We start from the raw sequence: 21,203 nt of genomic DNA, 5'->3' as shown, positions 1-21,203 counted from the left end.
AAAGCAGAGGGTCATTCAAGCGACTTGCCACGCATTCGGAGCGCGATGCGTCGATCACGCGCAGTCGGGCGAACGTCGGCCTTCGGTTCGCCCGGATCGCGGGACGGGCGTTCTGGCGGGGCGAGATCTTCGTAGAGCGCCTGGGCCTCGGGGGCGGGGCCACGGCGGGTGCCCAGCGCGACGATGCGGATGACGCGGATGTGCCTGTCCTTCGGGAAGGTCAGCGTGTCGCCGGGCGAGACGGTGCGGGAGGGCTTGGAGATGGGCGTGCCATCGACCCGCAGCTTGCCCTCGCTCACCAGTTTGGCGGCGAGGCTGCGGGTTTTGAAGAAGCGGGCGTGGAAGAGCCATTTGTCGATGCGGAGGCTGGTGGCCTCGCCCGGCGGCTGGCGCTCCGGCGCGGCCCCTGTCACTCTTTCTTCAGCCCCATCAGCGCCTGGGCGAAGGGGTTGTCGGGGTCGATCTGCTTTTCCTTGCGGGGCGGGCGGGACTGGAAGGTCTTGGCGCCCTCGTCACGGCGGGGGCCGCCCTTGCCTTTGGGGCCACCCTTGCCGCGCGGCTTGCCTTTGCCCTGCCCTTTCGGGCGGTTGCCTTGCTGGTCATTGCGGCGGCCGCCGCGGTTGCCGCCCCATGTGAAGGTGTAGAACGTCTCCATCTCGGGGCCGGCGATCTCGGCATCCGGCGCCGTGCCGGGCGCAAGCTCTTCGGCGGGCGTTTCGGCCACCGGCTCTTCGGGCAGAGGCTCGGCAGGGGTTTCGGCCACGGGGGCCTCGCCGGCATCGGGCAGGGCCTCGGCCTCGGGCGAGATGTCATCTGCCGAGGTCTCGGGCGTGGGCTGCTCAATGATGCCGCCTTCGGGCTGCGCCTCGGCGGCGTCCATCACCGGCACGTCGCCCTCGGGCGCGGCGGCGGCGGCCTCGGGTACGACGGCATCGACCGGTTTGACCTTTGCGCGCTCGCCCTTCTCGGCCTTGTAGCCAAGGCCGCCCATGAGGTCGGCGAACTGCTCCAGCGTCATGCCGGTGATCGAGAGCATGTCCGCGGTGGCCTCAAAGCCGCCGCGGCTGTCTTGCCCGCGCAGCTGGTCGGCGAGGCGCTCCAGCATGTCGATGCGGATCGCGCGGCTGCCTGCACTACGGTAGCCCGACATCGGCGCGTAGCCCTCAGGCATGCCCTGCGGCGCGGGGATGGTCACGAGGCCCGGCGGGGGGCTCTCGGGGAACTCCTGAAGCCCCTGGGCCAGCGACCAAAGCACCAGACGGAGCCGGGTGGGCGCGGGCTTGAGCAGCAGCGGCATGAAGATGGTGAACTGGCCGAAGCGGACACCATGCTTGCGCAGCGCACCGCGCGCGTCTTGGTCCAGCGCTTTCACATCCTGCGCGACCTGCTCGCGCGGGATCACGCCAAGCGCCTCGATCAGCTGGAAGCCGAAGCCGCGGGCCAGACCAGTGAGCGCCTCGTCGTTCTGAACGTTCATCAGCGGCTCGAAGAGCGCGGCGATCTTGCGGTCGATGAAGTGCTGGAGCCGGCGCGTGACCTTCTCGGCCACCTCTGCGCCCGCCTCGTCATCGACGAAGGCCTGCACCTGCGGCTTGAGCGCCTCGGAGCCTTTGACCAGCTTGCCGACGGCATGCTCGCCCCACATCAGCCCACCCTGCTCGGTGAAGTCGAGCTCGGTATCGGGCGCGTTGTAGAACCGGTCGGAGAGCAGCGAGAACTGCGGGCCGAGGGCGGCCACGGCGGCAGAGCGCAGGGTCTTGGCCTCTCCGGCATCGCTGGTGTCGGCCTGCCTGAAGCGGAAGCCCTCGAGCCGGCCCACAACGTGGCCGTCGATCGCCACTTCACCCTTGTCGTTCACGTCAGCCACGAGGCTCTCCTTCTGTTTCAACCGCCGCAGCAATGCTGAGGTGCGCCGGTCGACAAATCTTTGGGTCAGTGCGCCGTGAAGGGCATCTGACAGGCGGTCTTCTACCGCGCGGGTCGCGCCGCGCCAATGGGATTCGTCGTCGAGCCAGCCCTTGCGTTGGGCCACGTAGGTCCATGTGCGGATATATGCCAGCCGCTTGGACAACGTATCAATGTCGCCATCGGTTCGGTCGATGCGTTTGACCTGGCGTGCGAACCAGTCATCCGGGATGCGGCCGAGCCCGTGGAGATCGGCGAAGATCTTGGCCAGAAGGCTGGCGTGTTCGGCATGGGAGATGCCGCGAAAATCGGGGATGCGGCACACATCCCAGAGCAGCTTGGTGTCGGCGCGCGACGTGGTGCGCGGCGCCAGCTCGGGCATGGCGGCAAGGGCTTTGAGCGCGCCGAGGTCGTCGGCCTCGCGGGCGCGGGCGAGCAGCAGGTTGTCGGGCCGGGCCTCCAGCGAGGCGATCAGGTGGGCGGGGGTGCGATAGTCCAGCTCGGGGTTGCGCCACTCCAGCTTGCGGATCGGTTCGAAGCGGTGCTCGGTGATCGCCTCCACGGTCTCTTCATGCAGCGGCGAGGCCTCGCCGGTCACGCCGAAGGAGCCGTCGCGCTGGTAGCGCCCGGCGCGGCCGGCGATCTGGCCCAGCTCCTGCGCGGTGAGCGGGCGCATACGCCGCCCGTCGAACTTGGAGGTGGCGGAGAAGGCGACGTGATGCAGGTCGAGGTTGAGGCCCATGCCGATGGCATCGGTGGCCACGAGGTAATCGACATCGCCGTTTTGATAGAGCTCCACCTGCGCATTGCGAGTACGGGGGGAAAGCGCCCCCATGACCACCGCGCAACCGCCCTTCTGGCGGCGGATCAGCTCGGCGATGGCATATACATTTTCAACCGAGAAGCCGACGATGGCCGAGCGGGCGGGCATTCGGCTTATCTTTTTCGAACCTGCGTAGGTCAGATGAGAAAACCGCTCGCGTTTGACGAACTGCGCACGGGGTACAAGCTGTGAGATGGTCGAGCGCATGGTCTCTGCGCCCATGAAGATGGTCTCCACCCGCCCACGGGCGTGCAGCAGCCGGTCGGTGAAGACGTGGCCGCGCTCGGCATCGGCGCAGAGCTGGATCTCGTCCACCGCCAGAAAGTCATGCTCGCCGGTCACCGGCATCGCCTCGACGGTGCAGACCCAGAAGCGCGGGCGCGGCGGCATGATGCGCTCTTCGCCGGTGATCAGCGCCACCGCATTGGGGCCGCGCAGCCCGACGATCTTGTCATAGACCTCGCGGGCCAGGAGCCGCAGCGGCAGGCCGATCACCCCGGAGGGGTAAGACAGCATCCGCTCGATGGCAAAATGGGTCTTGCCGGTGTTGGTGGGCCCCAGAAGGGCCGTGATCCGCGCGTGTTCGCCGCCCATAGGGCCTCTCTTGTCAGGCTTGGGGGCGCGTCAGATGCGCTTGCCCATCACGGTGAACTCGAGCCGCTCGACGGCCTCTTTCACGTTGGGGCGATGGGGGTGGATCTTGAGCACTTCCTGATAGGCGGTGAGCGCCCGGGCCTCCTCGCCCATCTGCTCCATGATCACGGCGAGGCCGGTGAGCGCCGCGAAGTGGCGCGGGTTCAGCTCCAGCGTGCGGCGGATATCTTCCAGCGCCAGACCGTATTCATCGAGCTGGAAGAAGGCGGTGGCGCGGGCGTTGAAGCCCTCGGCGAACTCCGGCGCGTGATCGGTCAGCGCGGTGAGGTGCTCGATGGCCAGATCGTACTCTTCCCGCTCCAGCGCCTCGCGGCCCTGCTTGAGCAGCAGGTCCATCGAGGCCGAGCCGGAGCGCGACCACTCGATCCAGATCGCATCCTCGATCCGCTGCCAGCCCATCTGCTCGGGCTGGGACAGTTCGGCGAAGAGCTGGTCGAGCGAGGGGCGCCCGCCCTCGGGCTCGGGGGCCACGGCGACCTCCGGCGAGGGCGTGGGCATCTCGGGCGGCGCATCGGGAGCGTTTTCCTCCTGCGCGGCGAGAGGTGCGGCAAAAGCCAGCAACACGGCAAATGCCGTGACGTGAAAGTTGAGGTGTCTGGCCAAGGGTCGCATATCTGTGCATGAGTTTAGCGCAAGCGCCGGGACTGCCAAGCCCCCGGTCGGTCACATTGGAAGGAGAACAGGAATGAGTGCAGTTGTCGAAGGCGCCGTTGCGGCCCTGAACGAGAAGATGGATGGCGGGTTTGACGGCACCGCCAAGTTCGTGATCGAGGACGAAGGCTCGATCATCGTCGACCAAAACGGCGCCCGCCCCGGTGACGACGAGGCCGAAGTGACGATGACCGCCGATGCCGAGACCTTCCAGTCGATTCTCTCCGGCGATCTCAACCCCACCGCCGCCTTCATGGGCGGCCGCCTGAAGGTGGATGGCGATATGGGCATGGCGATGAAGCTCGGCGGCGCGCTGAGCTGAGGCTTGCAGGACGCCCCGCTATACGATGAGGCGGACGGCCCCGAGGGGGGCCGCGCCTATTGGCTGACCTGCGCCGACGGGGTGCAGGTGCGGATGGGGTGGTGGCCCGCCGAAGCGGCGAAGGGCACCATCCTCTTCTTCCCCGGCCGGACTGAATACATCGAGAAATATGGCCGCGCCGCGCGGGAATACGTGGCGGCGGGATGGAACATGGCGGCGATGGACTGGCGCGGCCAGGGCCTTGCCGACCGGGCGCTGAGAGATCCAGCCACCGGCCATGTGGACGAGTTCGCCGATTATCAGCTCGACGTGGACGCGATGGTCGAGGCCGTCACCGAGTTGGAAGGCGGCCCCCTGCCCCGCGTGCTGATTGGCCATTCGATGGGCGGGTGCATCGGGCTGCGCGCCGCGCAGAGGCTCGATCTGAAGGCTGCCGCCTTCTCGGCGCCGATGTGGGGCATCCGGTTTCATCCGGCGGTGCGCCCTGCGGCATGGGTGCTCTCCGCCCTTTCCCGCCCGCTCGGCATGAGTGGGCGTTATGCCCCCGGCACCCAGCCTGAAACCTATGCGCTGGCGGCAGAGTTCGCGGGCAACATGCTCACCCGGGACGAGGAGATGTGGCTCTACATGCGGGCCCAGCTCACCGCGCACCCCGAGCTGGCCCTCGGCGGCCCCAGCCTGCATTGGCTGAACCGCGCACTGGTAGAGATGCGCGCTCTGCTACGTGCCCCCGCGCCCGATCTGCCCTGTCTGACCTACCTTGGCGGCAATGAGCGCATCGTCGATCCGGCAGCGGTGCGCACCCGGATGGCCACATGGCCCGGTGCCGAGCTGGTGGAGCCGGAGGGCGCGGAGCATGAAATTCTGATGGAAACACCGGATGTGCGCGACGCGTTCTTCGCCCGCACGATCGCGTTTTTCAACGCGCATGCCGGGGTTCCCGCTTCGGTGAACCCGTAGCCCCTTGCCTAGACCCGCCGCTTCAGTGCAGCAGCGGCCACAGGCGCCAAACCGATAAAAGGGAATGCGCCCGCAGGGCGCGCGATTGACCAGCGGCAGGGCAATAAAAAGGCCCGCGCGGGGAGCGCGGGCCAGGTTTTCTCGCCTGTGAGAATTCAGATCATTCCAGAGAGAGCGCCACGAAGCGGGGCTCGCCGGAACGGCGGATCAGCAGCAGGAGCGATTTACGGCCAGCCTCGCGGGCCTCTTCCACCCGGTCTTCGAGGTCGTTCACGGCGCGGACCTTCTGCTGCCCGGCTTCGGTGATGATGTCGCCAGCGCGCAGACCTTTCTCGTAGGCCTCCGACATCTCGTCGACCTCCTTGATCACGAGGCCTTCCTCATTGCCGTCGAGGCTCATCTGCTCGCGCAGCTCGTCGGTCAGCGTGGTCACCGTCAGGCCGAGAAGCTCCTGCTCCTGCGGCGCTTCGGGCTCGCCTTCCTCGCCGCCATCCGCCACGGCAGGCACGGCGCCTTCGGCTTCTTCGCGGCGGCCGAGGGTGACCTTCAGCGTCTCGGTGCTGCCGTCACGGAACACCTTCATCCGGACGGTCTTGCCGACCTCGGTGTTGCCCACGCGGCGGACGAGGCCGCGCACGTCTTCGACCTCCTGGCCATCGAAGCTGATGATCACGTCGCCCGATTTCATCCCAGCGTCCATCGCCGGGCCTTCGGGCACATCGGTGACAAGCGCGCCCTTGGCGGGGGTCAGGCCGATGGCTTCGGCCACGTCCGGGGTCACGTCCTGAATGCGGACGCCGAGCCAGCCGCGGCGGGTCTCGCCGTATTCCTTCAGCTGGGCAACGACCTTGGTCACGACGTTGGAGGCCATCGAGAAGCCGATGCCGATGGAGCCACCGTTGGGCGACAGGATCGCGGTGTTCACCCCGATCACCTCGCCGTCCATGTTGAACAGCGGGCCGCCGGAGTTGCCGCGGTTGATGGCGGCGTCGGTCTGGATGTAGTCGTCATAGGTGCCGGAGAGCGCGCGGTTGCGGGCCGAGACGATACCGGCGGAGACAGAGAAGCCTTGCCCCAGCGGGTTGCCCATTGCGATCACCCAATCGCCCACACGGGCGGTGTTGCTGTCACCGAAAGGCACGAAGGGCAGCGCCTCTTCGGGGATGACTTTCAGCAGGGCGATGTCGGTGTTGGCATCGGTGCCCACCACCTCGGCGGGCAACTCCTGGCCGGAGAAAAACTCGATGGTGATCTCATCCGCGCCCTCGATGACGTGGTTGTTGGTGACGATGTAGCCATCTTCGGAGATCACGAAGCCCGAGCCCAGCGCCGAGCTGCGGCGCGGACGGTCGGGGTTGCCCTCGCGATCGAGGAAATCGCGGAAGAAATCCTCGAAGGGCGAGCCTTCGGGCACCTGCGGCGTCGGGCCGGTGCGGCGCGATACGGTGGTGGAAGTGGTGATGTTTACCACGGAAGGGCTGATCTGGTCGGCAAGGTCGGCAAAGCTGCCGGGGATGCTGCGGGACTGGGCGTTCACCGCCTGCGCGGTGATCAGTGCCAGACCGATGAGCAGCGCGAAGAGGCTGCGCAGCGCGAAAGTGCTGCGCCGGTCCTGAACCACTGTTTTTGCAATTGCCTGTGAAGTCACTGGATGGTCTCCCTTGATCGTCAGGGCGGACCGGCCGGCGCGAACCCCGGGTTGTGCGGGGGGTCAGCCGGTCAGATGCCCCTATCTGCTTCTGCCTATTTCCCAGATAGGGAGGCGAAAGCGCAACTCAATGGCTCTCGCGGTGCGTCACTTGGCCGTGAGAACCGCGTCAGCCCTTGGCCGGGAGTGTTTCAGCCGGGCGCCACTGGCGCAAGGGTCCGCGTTGCCGCAAGGGATGAAATCTGCCGTCATGCGCCGGTGGCGCGGGCCACGGGGCCATGCAGGAGAGGTCAGCCGCCGATCCATGCCGCGCCCCAGATCAGGAGCGCGCCGCCGGTCAGGGCCAGAAAGCCCACGGTGCGGCGGGCCTCCACGGGCAGGCTGACCAGCCAGCGGAGGAAGTCTTCATAAATCTGAGGGGCCAGTGCAATCACCAGCCCCTCGATCATCAGGATAGCGCCCAGCGCAAGGAGCGCCGTGGCCATGGGTCAGTTCCCCGTGGTGTCGTCGGCGGGGGTCTCTTCAGCCGGAGCCTCCTCGGCGGGAGCCTCCTCTACCGGTGCCTCTTCCACAGGTGCCTCTTCGGCAGGAGCTGCCTCGGCGGGAGCGGTCTCGCCCGTCGCGCCTTCGGCGGCTTCCCCGGCCACGGAGGTATCGGGAAGCTCCTCGATCACCGCTTCGGCCTCGCTTGCGGTTTCGGCGGCGCTCTCCTCGGCGGCACGGATGGCGGCCTCGTTGGCGGCCCGCGCGGCCGCAGCAGCGGCCTCGTCGACCGGCGCGGGGGCCACGCCGGAGCCCGACCCATCGGTGCGCAGGTAGTTGAAGAACTCGGAGTCGGGGCTCATCACCATGGAGGAGTTGTTGCCCTTCAGCGAGTTTTCATAGGCCGAAAGCGAGCGGTAGAACTCGAAGAACTCCTGATCCTGGCCATAGGCTTCGGCAAAGATCCGGTTACGCTCGGCGTCGGCCTGACCCTGGATGATGCGGGCATCCCGGTTGGCCTCGGCGATGATCTCGGCGTAGGTCCGGTCGGCGGCAGCGCGCACGCGCTGGCCGGCTTCCTGACCGCGGGCCCGTTCATCGATGGCCTCACGTTCCCGCTCGGCGATCATCCGCTTCAGCGTGGCGTCGAAGTTCTGCTCGGGCAGGTTGGTCTGGCGCAGGCGCACATCCACAACCTCGATGCCCAGCTCGCCGGCACGGTCGTTTACCCGCACCTCGATCTGATCCATCAGAGCGGTCCGCTCGGGCGAGAGGATGGTGTTGGAGGTCACCCCCTCGGAGCCGAGAACGGCGCGGATCTGACCGTCGAGAATGTCGTTCAGCTGGATCTGCGCGGCGCGTTCGTCGCCGATGCCGATGGCCTGCCGGAACTGCACCATGTCGGTGATGCGCCAGAGCACGAAGGCATCCACCACGAGGCGGCGGTCATCGGCCGGGGTCACCTCGATCAGCGGCGTTTCGATGGAGAGGATACGATCTTCGTAATCCACGACCTCATCGAAAAGCGGCACCTTGAAGTAGAGGCCCGGCTCGGTGCGCTCCTGCTTGATCTGGCCGAAGCGCAGGACGAGCACCTGCTCGCGCTCATCGACGATGAAGATCGACGACAGCAGCGCCGCAAGGGCGATGGCGACGATCGGAAGGAGATAGGACAGGCGGTTCATCAGTTGCTCCCTCCCGTGCTGCCGGATCGGCGCAGCTCATTCAGCGGCAGATAGGGCACCACGCCCTGCCCGCCTTCACCCCCTTGATTTTCAAGGATGATCTTGTCGATATCGCCCAGCACCTTCTCCATCGTTTCGAGATAGAGACGCTTGCGGGTAACCTCGGGCGCGGCGCGATACTCTTCGAGCACCGACAGGAAGCGCGAGCTTTCACCGGTGGCTTGGTTCACCTGCTCGGAGCGGTAGGCCTCGGCCTGCTCCAGAATGCGGGCGCCCTGACCACGGGCCTGCGCGAGGCGGCCGTTGGCATAGGCATCGGCCTGGCGTTGCACCTGGTCACGCTCCTGTTCGGCGGCTTGCACATCGCGGAAGGCATCGATCACCGAGGTGGTCTTGGTCTCGCCGTTGATGTCGGTCACCGCCACCTGCTGCGCGGGCGGGTCCACCTTGTTGAAGTTGACGCGGACCACGTTGATGCCGGTTTGCTGCTGGTCGAGGATCTGCTGGATCAGCTCGTCCACGCGGGCTTCGATCGAGGCCCGGTCCCGGTTGAGGATCGGGGCCAGCTCGGATTGGGCGATCACCTCGCGCATGGCGCTTTCGGCCACCGAACGCACGGTGATTTCGGGCGCCTCGAGCGCGAACAGGAAGTCGGCCGCGTTCTTCACGTTCCAGACCACCTGAAAGTCGATGTCCACGATGTTCTCGTCGGTCGTCAGCATCAGGCCGTCATTGCCGGACTGGCCACGGCGCACGCCGATATCCTCGGTGCGGTTGGTGGTCACGTCGATGACCTCAGCCGTCACCAGCGGCCAGGGGGCAAAGTTGAGACCCTCGGTGCCGATATCGGAAAACTCGCCAAGGAAAAGCTCGACAGACTGCTGTTCGGGCCGGACGGTATAGAAGCTGGCGAAGGCCCAGAGCAGCGCGGCTGCGCCGGCGCCGATCAGCAGGGTGCCGCCGGTCAGCCAGGGGGCGCCGCCGCCACCACGGCCACCGCCGCCGGTGCCACGACCATTGCCGCCGCGTCCGCCCATGAGCACCTTCAGCTGCTCCTGGCCCTTTTTCATGATCTGGTCGATTTCGGGGATGCCCGAGCCTTCACCGGGCCTCCGCCCGCCGCCGCCCGGACGGTTGGAACGGTCGCCATCGTCGCCGTTGCCTCCTCCGCCGCCGGACGATCCGCCGCCCCAGGGGCCGCCGTTGTTGCCAGCCATATGTGTCTCTTTCCTCTTCCTTGCGGTTCCGCCTGCATCGGCGGTGTGTTGGTGATTGTCTAGCACAAGTGGTCAGGAAAGCGCCAAATTCAACCGTTTCCGGCCGTTCGGCGCCCTAACGCACCGGTGACTTCATCGTCACCAGCTCCTCTGCCATGGTCGGATGGACCGCGCAGGTGCGGTCGAAGTCTTCCTTGGTTGCGCCCATCTTGATGGCGATCCCTGCGAGCTGGATCATTTCGCCCGCCTCGGGTGCGACGATGTGGCAGCCGAGCACCTTGCGGGTCTCCTTGCCGACGATAAGCTTCATCATCACCCGGTCGTCGGTGTGGGCGAAGGCGGTTTTCATCGGGCGGAAGGAGGTGGAGTAAACCTCGAAGGGCTCGCCGCCCGCCTCCATCGCGCGCTCTGCCTCATTCTCTGTCATCCCCACGGTGCCCAGCTCGGGCTGGGTGTAGACCGCCGAGGGCACGAGGTCATGGTCGACCGGCTGGGGCTTGCCGTGGAAGACGGTGTTCACGAAGGCCACGCCCTCGCGGATCGCCACCGGGGTCAGCTCCACACGGCCGGTCACATCGCCGATGGCGTAGATCGAGGGCACATCGGTTTGGCTGTATTCGTTCACCACCACCTCGCCGAGACGGCCGAGCTTGACGCCGGCCTCCTCCAGCCCGAGGCCCTTGGTGTTGGGATCGCGGCCGGTGGCGAAGAGGATCTTCTCGTAGAGCCCCTCGTGGCCGGTGGTCGTACGCACGGAGATCTTGTTTTCAAGCTTCTGCATCTCGGTGATCGAGGTGCCGGTGTGGATCTCGATACCGAGGCTGGCCATGTGGTCGGCCAGATGGCCGCGGGCCTCGTCATCGAAGCCGCGGAGGATTTGGGCACCGCGCAGGAAGAGCGTTGTCTTGACCCCCAAGCCGTTGAGGATGCAGGCCATTTCACAGGCGATGAAGCCGCCGCCGATGATCAGGATGCTCTCGGGCAGCTCCTCCATCAGGAAGATGTCGTTGGAGCTGATGCCGAACTCCTCGGCCCCCTCCAGCGGCGGGAAACTGGGCGCGCCGCCGGTGGCGACGAGGATGTGGCGGCATTTGAACTCGGTGCCATCGGCCAGCGCCACGGTGTGCGGATCCTTCACCACGGCGCGCTGTGCGTGGATCTCCACCCCGGCCTTTTCGAGGTTGCGGGTGTAGATCTGCTCGAGCCGGTCCAACTCGGCGTGGAGGTGGTGGCGGAACTTGCCCCAATCGAAACCGCCGGCGTGGACCGTCCAGCCATAGGCCTGCGCGAGTTTCATCTCTTCGGGGAAATGCGAGGCATAGACCATCAGCTTTTTGGGCACGCAGCCGCGGATCACGCAGGTGCCGCCCATGCGATATTCTTCAGCCAGACCAACCTTCTGGCCGGCCTCCGAACTTGCCAGCCGGGCCGCGCGCACCCCGCCGGAGCCGCCGCCGATGACGAAAAGGTCGTAGTCGAATTCCATTGCTCTGCCTCTGCTCTGCCGTCCCTGCTCCTCCTCAGAGGTCGGCGAAGATGTTGTCTCCCTCGAGAAGGTCGATTTTCTCTTCCTCCTCAGTGCCTTCGTTGATGTCGCGCACCTGAACGCGCCCGTCACCGTGACCGACGATCACCACGTCGCAGATATCGATGAAGAGACCGTTTTCAACCACGCCCGGCACCTGGTTGAGCACGAGGCTCAACTGCCGGGCATTGCCGATGCGGCGCAGGTGCAGGTCGATGATGTAGTTGCCCTCGTCGGTGATGTAGGGCGCGTCGTCGTTCATGCGCAGCGAGGTGTCGCGGCCCAGAACGTCCATGTTAATAAGGGTTTCCTCGACCAGCGCCTTGGTGGTCTGCCAGCCGAAGGGGATCACCTCGATGGGCAGGGGGAAGGCGCCGAGCGCGGTCACGTCCTTGGCGGCATCGGCGATCACCACCATGCGGTCGGAGGCGGTGGCGACGATCTTTTCCTGCAACAGCGCACCGCCGCCGCCCTTGATCAGGTTGAGCTCGCCATCGAACTCGTCGGCGCCATCAATCGTGAGGTCGAGCCATTTGGCCTCATCCAAAGAGGTGACCGGGATGCCCAGCTCGCGGGCCAGATCCGCCGTGCGGGTGGAGGTGGGAACGCCAATGATATCAAGGCTTTCTTCCTGCATCCTCTCGGCGAGACAGCGCACCATCCAGGCCGCCGTGGAGCCGGTGCCAAGGCCGATCCGCATGCCGTCCTGCACGTAGTCCACCGCCCGTTTGGCGGCGACGAACTTGGCCTTGTCGATGGGCGAAAGATCGGTCATCGGCGGGTCTCCCGTGGTCGCGGTCGCAGAAGGTTATAGGGGCAGAGGCCCGGCGGTGCGAGGGCAAATCGCCTTATCCGTGGCCGATCAGCCGGGGCGCCTCGCAGGCGTGGGCGGCGCACTCCAGCTCGAGGGTGGCGTGGTGGATGCGGTAGCGCTCTGCGAGGGTCTGTTTGAGGGTGGCCTTGATGGCGTCGGCCTCGGCCCAGTGGCCCTCTTCGATGACGATATGAGCCTCCAGCGCGGCCTCGTGTTCCTGCATCTGCCAGAGGTGCAGATGGTGGATGGAGGCCACGCCGGGTGTGGCGGCAAGCCTTTGGGATACCTCGGAAATATCCATGCCCGGGGGCGTGGCGAGCATGAGCATGCGGATCACGCCGGGCACCTCGGCCAGCGCATGCCAGAGGATGTAGGCCGAGATCAGCAGGGTCACGATGGGGTCTGCCAAGCGCCAGTCGTAGAGCAGGATCAGGGTGCCTGCGACGATCACCGCGACCGAGCCCAGCGCGTCGGCCAAGTTGTGCAGGAAGGCGGCGCGGATGTTGGCGGAGGACTTCGACATGGCGAAGGTCAGCAGAGCCGTGACCGCGTCGATCACAAGGGCGATGGCGGCGATGATCACCACCATCCAGCCCTCGACATCCTCGGGTGCGAAGAGCCGCATGACCCCTTCGTAGGCGAGGTAAATCGCCAGCAAAATCAGCGTGGTATAGTTGATCAGCGCGGCCACCATCTCGGCCCGGCCATAGCCGAAGGTCATGCCCGCGTCGGCCGGTTTGCGGGCGATCCGGCGGGCGGCGAAGGCGATGACGAGGGAGACCGCATCGGAGAGGTTGTGCAGCGCGTCAGCGATGAGCGCGAGCGAGCCGGAGAGGAGGCCGCCGACGATTTGCGCCACGGTCAGGCCGAGGTTGACCAGCACGGCGAGGGCGAGGTTTCGGTCGCCTGTTTCGGAGCTGACGTGGTGGTGGTGATGGTGGTGGTCGTGCGGCATGGGGCGAAGCTAACGCGGGCGTTGCCGGGGGCAATGCGTTAATTCGCCCACGCCGGGGGCGAAACCGCGTTAACCCTATATTTTACTGATGCACAACTGATGCACATTCCATGCACATCCCATGCATACGCGATATTGCAAGGCGCCCGAGTGTTACCCCACCGCGCGGGCCGGGTTGACGGGGGGCAGGCGGGCCCTCAGCCGGGGCGGCGGATGCGGGCCACGAACATGGGCCGGAGCGGGTGGCCCTCGTCGATGTCGGGGTGGTCGAAGGCCAGATCGGGGGCCTCCGCCATGCCAATACGGGCCATCAGGTCGCGGGAGGGTGTGTTGAGCAGGGGCGTGTAGGCGAGGATCTCCTTCAGCCCCTGATCCCAGCCCCAGGCGAGCCAGGCGCGGGCGGCCTCGGAGGCCAACCCCTTGCCCCAGGCCGCCGGGATGAAGCGCCAGCCGATCTCGACGCAGGGCGAGAGCGGGAGGCCCTCGGGCCGGTGCAGCCCGCACATGCCGAGGAACTGACCGCGATGGTTTGTCACCGCCGAGAAGGCCATGCCGTTCGCCGCCCAGAGCGCGGTGCAGCGGGCGAGCATCTCGCCGGTCTCCGCCTCGGACTTGGGCGCGGGAAAGTAGCGCATGACCTGCGCGTCGGCGTTCATCGCCGCGAAGGCGGGCAGGTCATCCGGCTCGAAGGGGCGCAGCAGGAGGCGGGCGGTTTCGATCATCGGTCTAGCATCGGTGTGCATCGGTTGGGCTCAGTGCGGGCGCGGCGTGGGAAATGTCGTTTTCAGGCTTGCCGCGCGGCGCGACGCTGGCATGGTGGCGGCCATGTTCGTCTCCGTCTTTGAAATGTTCAAGGTGGGCATCGGCCCGTCATCGTCTCACACCATGGGACCGATGGTGGCCGCCACGCGCTACCTGGAACGGGTGCGCGGCCTGCCCTTCGAGGTGACCGGCCTGCGGGCGCGGCTGCACGGCTCGCTCGCCTTCACCGGGGTCGGCCATGCGACCGACCGCGCGGTGATCTTGGGCCTCGCGGGGCTGGTGCCGGAGACCTACGAGGCCGAGGCCGGCGAGGCGGCGCTGGCGGATGTGAAGGCGCGCGGCGTGGTGGAGCCAGAGGGGCTGGGCGTGCTGCGGTTTGCGCCGGCCAATGACCTGGTGTTCGACTATGACGCCCCCCTGCCCGGCCACCCCAATGGGCTGGCCTTCGAGGCGCTGGACGCGCAGGGCGATGTGATTGACCGGGAGGTTTATTACTCGGTCGGCGGGGGATTTGTGCTCAGCGAGGCGGAGCTGGCGGCAGGGGCGGATACGGCGCAGGGCGCGCCGGTGCCCTTTGCGTTCAAGTCGGCGCAGGAGATGCTCGACATGGCCGCCGAGAGCGGGCTTTCGATTGCGGCCATGAAGATGGCCAATGAGCGGACCCGCCGGAGTGCGGCAGAGATCGAGAAGGGGCTGGCGCGTATCTGGGAGGTGATGGATGGCTGTTTGCAGCGCGGGTTGGAGAGCGACGGCGTGCTGCCGGGCGGCTTGAAGGTGAAGCGGCGGGCGGCGGGTATCTGGCGGGCCTTGCAGGCGGAGCGCGGCATGAACCTGACCGCGCCGCACACGATCAACGATTGGATGAGCTGCTACGCGATGGCGGTGAACGAGGAGAACGCGGCGGGCGGGCAGGTGGTGACCGCGCCGACCAATGGCGCGGCTGGGGTTGTGCCTGCGGTGATCCGCTACTGGCTGGACCATGTGCCGGGGGCTGTGCCCTCACGCGTCGGGGAGTTTTTGCTGACAGCGGCGGCGGTGGGCGGGCTGATCAAGCACAACGCTTCCATTTCTGGCGCCGAGGCGGGGTGCCAGGCGGAGGTTGGGTCTGCGGCGGCGATGGCGGCGGCCGGGCTATGCGCGGTGATGGGCGGGACGGCGGAGCAGGTGGAGAATGCCGCCGAGATCGCGCTGGAGCATCACCTTGGGATGACCTGCGACCCGGTGCGCGGGCTGGTGCAGGTGCCCTGCATCGAGCGGAACGGGCTGGGGGCGATCAAGGCGGTCTCGGCGGCGAGTTTGGCGCTGCGGGGGGATGGGTCGCATTTGGTGCCGCTGGATGCGTGTATAAGGACGCTGCTGGAAACGGGGCGGGACATGAGTGAGAAGTATAAGGAGACGGCGCTGGGCGGGCTGGCGGTGAATGTGCCGAATTGTTGAGTTAAAGACTTAGCGGCCCTTGCGGACAAACCAAATATCCATAGGCTTCCTTCCTATTTAGGAAGGGTTTGATTTTGGAAGTTATTCTCGGCGCAGTTGGATTAATTGCCTTTCTGCTCATAGGCGGCACGCTCAAGAACGCGGAACGCTCCGCCAAGAGGGCCGTCAAGAGAACGATCCGCGAAGGGTTTTCTTCGCAGCCGCCAAAGCGCCGTGCGACCCCGGTTAGACAGAGCGCGCGATCCACGCAGCCTGCACCGAGGCCTTCCACGGCGGTTGCGAAACCTGTGCTACCGACACAGCCGGCCGCTACGCCCTCCCCGCAAACTCGGAGGAATATCGACAACCCTCCTCCCTTCGATGAGACAAGCGCCGAACCGAGCTTGGATCACGAAGAAATTTCGGGCGCGGCCTATGTGGTGGACGGAGATACCATCACGATCAACAAGACCCAGATCAGGCTTTTCGGAATTGATGCACCAGAAATGAACCACCCATTCGGCAAGAAAGCCAAATGGGCATTGGTCGCCCTGTGCAAGGGCATGAAGATTCGGGCCGTGATTACCGATACCGATGACCACGGGCGCACGGTGGCGAAGTGCTTTCTGCCGGACGGGCGGGATCTCTCGGCGGAAATGGTCAAGATCGGTATGGCCATCGACTGGCCGAAGTTCTCTGGGGGCATCTATCGCCCTCTGGAGACAGAGGACGCCCGAAAAAAGCTCTGGCTTGCCGATGCCCGTCAGAAGGGCCGGATGCATGTCTGGGCAAAATTCGAGGCGCGGCAGAAGTCAGGAACGGGCGCAAAGTGACGGCCTGCCCCGAGATCGAAATGCTCGGTTAGGCGTTAGACCCGGCCGCCACCGGCGGCCAGCGCCCGTCCCGCCCCCCCACGGGGCGGGCGCTTCGGTGAGGCTGGATCAAGCGTAAACGGAGTGTGCAGCCGGGATAGCAGCGCTTGGGGAGAGGCGCCCCGTGCGAGACGGGCGCTGGCCTTGCGAACGTGATCGATGGTTTCGCGGGCCGCAGGGGGTGGCAGGACAAGTCGCGCCCCATCTCCCCTTGCCACGCTTCCCAAACCCTGCTCACCTCCCCTCATGACCACCAAGCCCCGCACCCCCTCCGCTCCGATGGCCCTGCAAGGCGGGTCCGCCCCGGCGGCGGCCCTGCCCTCCTCTGCGCTGGCCTTCGCGCGCACCGAATATCACGAGCGGCTGGCGGCCGTTCGGGCGTCTATGGAGGCGCAGGGGGTGGAGGTTCTGGTCATCTCGGACCCGTCGAACATGGCGTGGCTCACGGGGTATGACGGCTGGTCGTTCTACGTGCATCAGGCGGTGGTGGTCAGCCAGCGGCATGATCCCATCTGGTGGGGCCGGGGGATGGATGCGGCGGGGGCACGGCGGACAGTCTGGATGTCGCACGACCATATCTTCGGCTACGAGGATTGGCTGGTGCAGAACCCGCAGGCGCATCCGATGACGGTGCTGGCGGAGCTGATGGTGGACTGGGGCCACGGGACGGCCAGCATCGGGGTGGAGCTGGACAATTATTACTATTCCGCCGCCGCCCATCGCGCCCTCACGGCGGGCCTGCCGGATGCGGATGTGAGCGACGCGACCGGGCTGGTGAACTGGTGCCGGGCGGTGAAATCTCCGGCGGAGATCAGCTACATGCGCCGCGCGGGCGAGATCGTGACCGAGATGCACCGTGTGATCGCCGAGGTCGCGGAACCGGGGATGCAGAAGAACGCACTGGTGGCCGAGATCCTGAAAGCGGGCGCGCTCGGCACGCGGGGGGCCTGGGGGGACTACCCGGCGATCGTGCCGATGACGCCCTCGGGAATGGATGCCACCGCCCCGCACCTGACGTGGGATGGCGCGCCGATCCCGCGCGGGGTGCCGACGTTCTTCGAGATCGCGGGGGTGCACCGGCGCTACCATTGCCCGCAATCGCGGACGCTGTTCTTTGGCGAGCCGCCGAACAATTACCGCAAGGCCGAAGAGGCGCTGATGGCGGCCACGGCGGCGGTGATGGGGGCGGCAAGGCCGGGGGCGACCTGCGCCGAGGTGGCGCGGTCGTTCACCCAGACGCTCAACCGCTACGGCTTCGAGAAAACCAGCCGCTGCGGCTACTCTGTGGGCCTCAGCTACCCGCCCGACTGGGGCGAGCGCACGATGAGCCTGCGGGAGGGCGACGAGACAGAGCTGCAACCGGGCATGGTGTTTCACTTCATGCCGGGGCTGTGGCTGGAGGACGGCGGGATCGAGCTGACCGAGACGATGCTGATCAATGATGCGAGCGCGGAGTATCTGGCGACGACGCCGCCGGGGTTGGTGGTGAAGCCCTGAGGGGGTGTTTGCGAGAATTACAGCTTTGGGCATGGACTTTTTTGGCATCGCGGCGAAGATCTGGTTGAAAGCCTAAGTACACATGTGCCCTTGACTGGCGACAAACCCCGCCGTTCAGATCGTGGTATGGTCACTCAAGCGCGGGATGCAGTCGGCTTTGACGATTCTACTCCTGTAGTAATTTACGAGTTTCAAGATTGAACCTCGTCGGTTAGGCTATCAATTTTTTGGGCGCTGCCTTTGCGGCCCCACCCATACTTCAGGAAGTTAGGGGTATTCCATGCGAATTCTCAAGGTTGCTGCAGCCTTCTCTTTGCTAAGCTGCCTCGCTGCTCCAGTTGCATCGAAAGAGATGACGTTCGACATCATCTACATGAATCATAGCAACATCGTGGTGGCGGACGGAGATATCACTGAGAATACGCCTGCCGCATTTCAGTCGTTCTTGGATACAGAACCATTTGATGGATTCAGGTTCTATATTGATCTGAACTCGCCGGGAGGTAATCTATTTTCTGGTGTAGAGTTGGGCGAGATGATCCGCCGCGAAGGGCTGATAGCGAGGGTGGCATCCTACGAGCCGAGAACAACTGAGGATAGCTATTGGCTACCTCCGGCGCAGCCAGGTATGTGCATGTCAGCGTGCGCACTCGCCTTTCTGGGCGGTGAAGATCGTAAACTTGAGGAGGGATCGGTTCTAGGCTTTCACCAATTCAGCAGTGCAGGTACGGCATCAGGTCATGTCGAAAAGGTCGGAGAAACCCAACGCTCCACACAATTCGTTTCAGGGATTCTGCATGCGTATATCGAGGGGATGGGGATCGCGCCAACCCTCTTCTCGAAGATGAGCATGACACCTCCCGAGGAGATGTACATTCCAAGTGCTGCCGATCTGAAAGCTCTCAATATTATACCGGCGGATTCGTTTTCTGATTTCATCCTCGAGCCCTATGGCGAAGGCGTTGTTGCATATTCGATCTACTACAATAATGCACAAGGTCGAAACGTGGTCAGCCAAGTTACTGCTTACTGCAGAAGCGGTGTGCCTTTTCTCTTGTTGTCGCAGCCCGAACACTACCAGCCGCTCAACAAGGGGTGGGTCGAAATGGCCAGCGAATATCTGTCTGGGTTTTCAATATGGCATCCGCCGGGAAGTCCTAAACTCGAGTACCCGCCACGTTCCCTACGCTTTCTAACTGGTTCTGGAACTGCGGTAGTTGAACTTCAGATCAACCAAAGCGGAGTGGAACTACTGAATAGCCATGCAAAGATTTCGGTTGGCTTGCACGGTGCCATTGGTCGTAGTTTCTTTCTTGAGGTCAAGCCAACGGAAAAAGACAAAAAGATTTTGAAGAGTGCCTTTAGCCTGTGTATCGATGGGGTGAATAGCGGGGCTGATACAGAGGGCGATGTAAGCTCGCAAATGATCGCCGCATACAATCAGTACCTTTCTGACTGGTCTAGCGACAACCTTAAAGCAATGCGAAAAATGCACCAAGCCTATGCGGATCGCATCGACTTTTACGATAACGAGATTTCCAGGGTTGGGTTACTCAGCCAAAAACGGAAGTTCGCAGAGCGCTGGCCAGAGAGGATATATACCGCGAGACCTAACAGCTTCGAAGTGAACTGCGGCCAAACAGTGTGCGTTGTGGCTGCGATGATTGATTGGCGCGCAAAAAGCCAAGCTCGTGGAAAGACTGCGAGCGGAGAGGCGTGGTATGAGTTGGGTTTCGAAATGCGTACTGGGATGATTGTGTTCGAAAACGGCGCCAGCCGGAAGAATTGAATTTCGACGCAGCAAAGATTTTTGTGGGCTATGCGCCAACAATGAAAGACCGCGTTCCTCTCTTCTTTTAGGTCACCGTCGATGATTCAGCCTTGATTTAACATTCGCAGCGAAAGCCGGCCCTGTCCCGCAGAACCGACCCTAGCCAGCACCTCGCCACCAAACCCCATCCCCCCTCCCCACCCCACCCTTCCTCATGCTACCCTCCGCCCAAGGCCCACCGAGCAGGAGGTTCCTCATGAGACGCAGAATGCGCATTTTCGTTGCCGTTATCTTCGCACTGTCCGGCCTAGCGTCCGGCCCATCCACGGCACAACCAGGCATACCCGGCTGGCTGGCGGCCCATGTCGGCACCGGGGAGGGGCAGATTGCGCCTGTGGTGCTGGAGCGGGCGCGGGGGCTCTATCGGGACCGGGTCAGGCGGGGGCAGGTGAAGAACCCCTGTTACATGGCGATGGATGCCACGCGGGCGGGTGGGTCGCGCCGGTATTACACGATCTGCGAGGCGCAGCGGGTGTTTCGCGCGGTCTCTTCCGGGCATGGCAACGGGCGCAAGTTGCAGCAGGCGAATTTTGCCAACGGGCGGCAGTGCGCGCGGCACTTCAGCAATGCGGAAGGCTCGAAGCTGACGATGGGGGGCGATTACATCACCGCCGAGACGCGGACCTCCTTCAAGGGTTACATCCGGCAGTCGGGCAAGCTGGTGCCGTTTCACCGGACTTTCCTGCTGTTCGACGGCACCGGGGAAACCTCGAACGCCCGCGAGAGGGCGATTGGCGGGCATCAGGCGGTCTTCGTGAAGTGGCAGTGCCGGATGCAGATGCCGCAGAGCCCCTATGCCGACAAGGAAGGCTACGTGCCCGTGGGGCGGCTGGTGGATTACACCGGCGGGCGAAGCAACGGCTGCACCACGTGGTCGGGCGAAGCGACGCGGGAGATCTTGCGGCTGACGGAGCGGCGACCGACGACGCTGTATATCTACCCCGAGGGGCGGGATATCGAGGCGGTGGAGAAGGTCGCGCGGGCGGGGGCTTCGGTGCCGGGCAACGGGCTTTACTGGAACAATGCGTGCCTGCGCGAGATCGGAGCGCCGAAGTTCTGGCCGAAGCGGAAGTTGCAGCCGGTGATCAACCGCTGGCGGCGGTCGCTGCCGAAATCGGAGCCACGGGAGTTGCCGATCTGCGGGTAGTGCGCGGGGCGGGCTGGCCCTGCGGTGAGGCTTTGGCTGATGCGTGCAGGCAGGTGCCGCGCTGCGGGTGATTGCATCCGGCGGGGCATGGGCTACACGCGGCGCGATGGCGCCTTATCTGACCCTCTTCCTTGCCGCCTTCGTTGCGGCCACGCTGCTGCCGGCGCAGTCGGAGGCGGTGCTGGTTTTTCTGCTCAGCGACCCGGCACTCTCGGCCACGTTGCTGGTGGTCACGGCGACCTTGGGCAACGTGCTGGGATCGGTGGTCAACTGGTTCTGCGGGCGGGTGTTGCGCCGGTTCCGGGGGCGGCGGTGGTTTCCGGTTTCGGAGCGGGGGCTGGCGCGGGCGGAGGCGCAGTATCACCGCTGGGGACGCTGGAGCCTTCTGGCCAGTTGGGTGCCGTTCATCGGCGACCCGCTGACGGTGGTGGCGGGCCTGTTGCGGGAGCCGCTGTGGAGCTTTGTGCTGATCGTCACCCTCGCCAAGGGCGGGCGCTATGTGGCGGTGATGGCCGTGGCCCGCGCCTGGCTCTGAGC

The 21,203-nt window shown here is 65.2% G+C and carries 19 protein-coding genes; 8 read left to right on the top strand and 11 right to left on the bottom strand.

The window, feature by feature from the left end; translation table 11 throughout:
• Positions 1-11: 11 nt before the first annotated feature.
• Genes KUV38_RS02260 through KUV38_RS02250 form a run of 3 tightly spaced genes read right to left on the bottom strand, consistent with a single transcriptional unit; the run spans position 12 to position 3,985 of the window.
• Positions 12-413 carry an RNA-binding S4 domain-containing protein gene (locus KUV38_RS02260; RefSeq protein WP_222468494.1) on the bottom strand — a complete coding sequence of 134 codons (402 nt, stop codon included), beginning with the start codon at positions 411-413 and terminating at the stop codon, positions 12-14.
• Entirely contained in the window at positions 410-3,322 is a 2,913-nt protein-coding gene (locus KUV38_RS02255; protein ID WP_222468493.1) for a helicase-related protein, read from the bottom strand. The genes KUV38_RS02260 and KUV38_RS02255 overlap by 4 nt, the downstream gene beginning before the upstream one ends.
• 30 nt (positions 3,323-3,352) lie before the next feature.
• Positions 3,353-3,985: a tetratricopeptide repeat protein gene (locus KUV38_RS02250; protein WP_261385129.1), complete on the bottom strand. Its 633-nt coding sequence runs from the start codon at positions 3,983-3,985 to the stop codon at positions 3,353-3,355.
• An 82-nt stretch (positions 3,986-4,067) separates the two neighbouring features.
• Between KUV38_RS02250 and KUV38_RS02245 the strand changes: the two genes are divergently transcribed.
• Both KUV38_RS02245 and KUV38_RS02240 read left to right on the top strand, forming a co-directional pair.
• Complete coding sequence (locus KUV38_RS02245; RefSeq protein WP_222468492.1) at positions 4,068-4,355, top strand: SCP2 sterol-binding domain-containing protein; 288 nt, start codon at positions 4,068-4,070, stop codon at positions 4,353-4,355.
• Positions 4,356-4,358: 3 nt separating this feature from the next.
• On the top strand, positions 4,359-5,315 hold the full coding sequence (locus KUV38_RS02240) for an alpha/beta fold hydrolase (RefSeq protein WP_261385127.1): 957 nt from the start codon (positions 4,359-4,361) through the stop codon (positions 5,313-5,315).
• 160 nt (positions 5,316-5,475) lie between these two features.
• Here KUV38_RS02240 and KUV38_RS02235 read toward each other — a convergent pair whose 3' ends face one another.
• The 8 genes from KUV38_RS02235 to KUV38_RS02200 all read right to left on the bottom strand — a co-directional run bounded on the left by KUV38_RS02235 (position 5,476) and on the right by KUV38_RS02200 (position 13,884).
• On the bottom strand, positions 5,476-6,936 hold the full coding sequence (locus tag KUV38_RS02235; protein ID WP_315898584.1) for a Do family serine endopeptidase: 1,461 nt from the start codon (positions 6,934-6,936) through the stop codon (positions 5,476-5,478).
• A gap of 317 nt (positions 6,937-7,253) precedes the next feature.
• Positions 7,254-7,448, bottom strand: coding sequence for a DUF2065 domain-containing protein (locus tag KUV38_RS02230; RefSeq protein ID WP_222468491.1), 195 nt, complete (start codon positions 7,446-7,448; stop codon positions 7,254-7,256).
• A gap of 3 nt (positions 7,449-7,451) precedes the next feature.
• Entirely contained in the window at positions 7,452-8,630 is a 1,179-nt protein-coding gene (gene hflC / locus KUV38_RS02225) for a protease modulator HflC (protein ID WP_222468490.1), read from the bottom strand.
• Positions 8,630-9,847, bottom strand: coding sequence for an FtsH protease activity modulator HflK (gene hflK, locus KUV38_RS02220; RefSeq protein WP_222468489.1), 1,218 nt, complete (start codon positions 9,845-9,847; stop codon positions 8,630-8,632). The genes hflC and hflK overlap by 1 nt, the downstream gene beginning before the upstream one ends.
• A gap of 115 nt (positions 9,848-9,962) precedes the next feature.
• Positions 9,963-11,333, bottom strand: a complete 1,371-nt coding sequence (gorA, locus tag KUV38_RS02215) for a glutathione-disulfide reductase (RefSeq protein WP_222468488.1) — start codon at positions 11,331-11,333, stop codon at positions 9,963-9,965.
• A 34-nt stretch (positions 11,334-11,367) separates the two neighbouring features.
• Entirely contained in the window at positions 11,368-12,147 is a 780-nt protein-coding gene (rpiA, locus tag KUV38_RS02210) for a ribose-5-phosphate isomerase RpiA (protein WP_222468487.1), read from the bottom strand.
• Positions 12,148-12,220: 73 nt separating this feature from the next.
• On the bottom strand, positions 12,221-13,141 hold the full coding sequence (locus KUV38_RS02205) for a cation diffusion facilitator family transporter (RefSeq protein ID WP_222468486.1): 921 nt from the start codon (positions 13,139-13,141) through the stop codon (positions 12,221-12,223).
• A 197-nt stretch (positions 13,142-13,338) separates the two neighbouring features.
• Positions 13,339-13,884: a GNAT family N-acetyltransferase gene (locus KUV38_RS02200; protein WP_222468485.1), complete on the bottom strand. Its 546-nt coding sequence runs from the start codon at positions 13,882-13,884 to the stop codon at positions 13,339-13,341.
• Between the two features lie 82 nt (positions 13,885-13,966).
• Between KUV38_RS02200 and KUV38_RS02195 the strand changes: the two genes are divergently transcribed.
• The 6 genes from KUV38_RS02195 to KUV38_RS02170 all read left to right on the top strand — a co-directional run bounded on the left by KUV38_RS02195 (position 13,967) and on the right by KUV38_RS02170 (position 21,201).
• Complete coding sequence (locus KUV38_RS02195; protein WP_222468484.1) at positions 13,967-15,340, top strand: L-serine ammonia-lyase; 1,374 nt, start codon at positions 13,967-13,969, stop codon at positions 15,338-15,340.
• Positions 15,341-15,723: 383 nt separating this feature from the next.
• On the top strand, positions 15,724-16,152 hold the full coding sequence (locus tag KUV38_RS02190; RefSeq protein ID WP_261385126.1) for a thermonuclease family protein: 429 nt from the start codon (positions 15,724-15,726) through the stop codon (positions 16,150-16,152).
• 318 nt (positions 16,153-16,470) lie between these two features.
• Positions 16,471-17,688, top strand: a complete 1,218-nt coding sequence (locus KUV38_RS02185) for a M24 family metallopeptidase (RefSeq protein WP_222470925.1) — start codon at positions 16,471-16,473, stop codon at positions 17,686-17,688.
• 280 nt (positions 17,689-17,968) lie between these two features.
• Positions 17,969-19,477, top strand: coding sequence for a hypothetical protein (locus KUV38_RS02180; protein WP_222468483.1), 1,509 nt, complete (start codon positions 17,969-17,971; stop codon positions 19,475-19,477).
• 238 nt (positions 19,478-19,715) lie between these two features.
• Entirely contained in the window at positions 19,716-20,666 is a 951-nt protein-coding gene (locus KUV38_RS02175) for a murein L,D-transpeptidase catalytic domain family protein (RefSeq protein ID WP_222468482.1), read from the top strand.
• Between the two features lie 106 nt (positions 20,667-20,772).
• Entirely contained in the window at positions 20,773-21,201 is a 429-nt protein-coding gene (locus tag KUV38_RS02170) for a YqaA family protein (protein ID WP_222468481.1), read from the top strand.
• Positions 21,202-21,203: the final 2 nt, after the last annotated feature.

Origin of the sequence: Vannielia litorea (assembly GCF_019801175.1) — a bacterium.
Classification (GTDB): Bacteria; Pseudomonadota; Alphaproteobacteria; order Rhodobacterales; family Rhodobacteraceae; genus Vannielia; species Vannielia litorea_B.
This window is presented reverse-complemented; position numbering and strand designations above follow the sequence as displayed.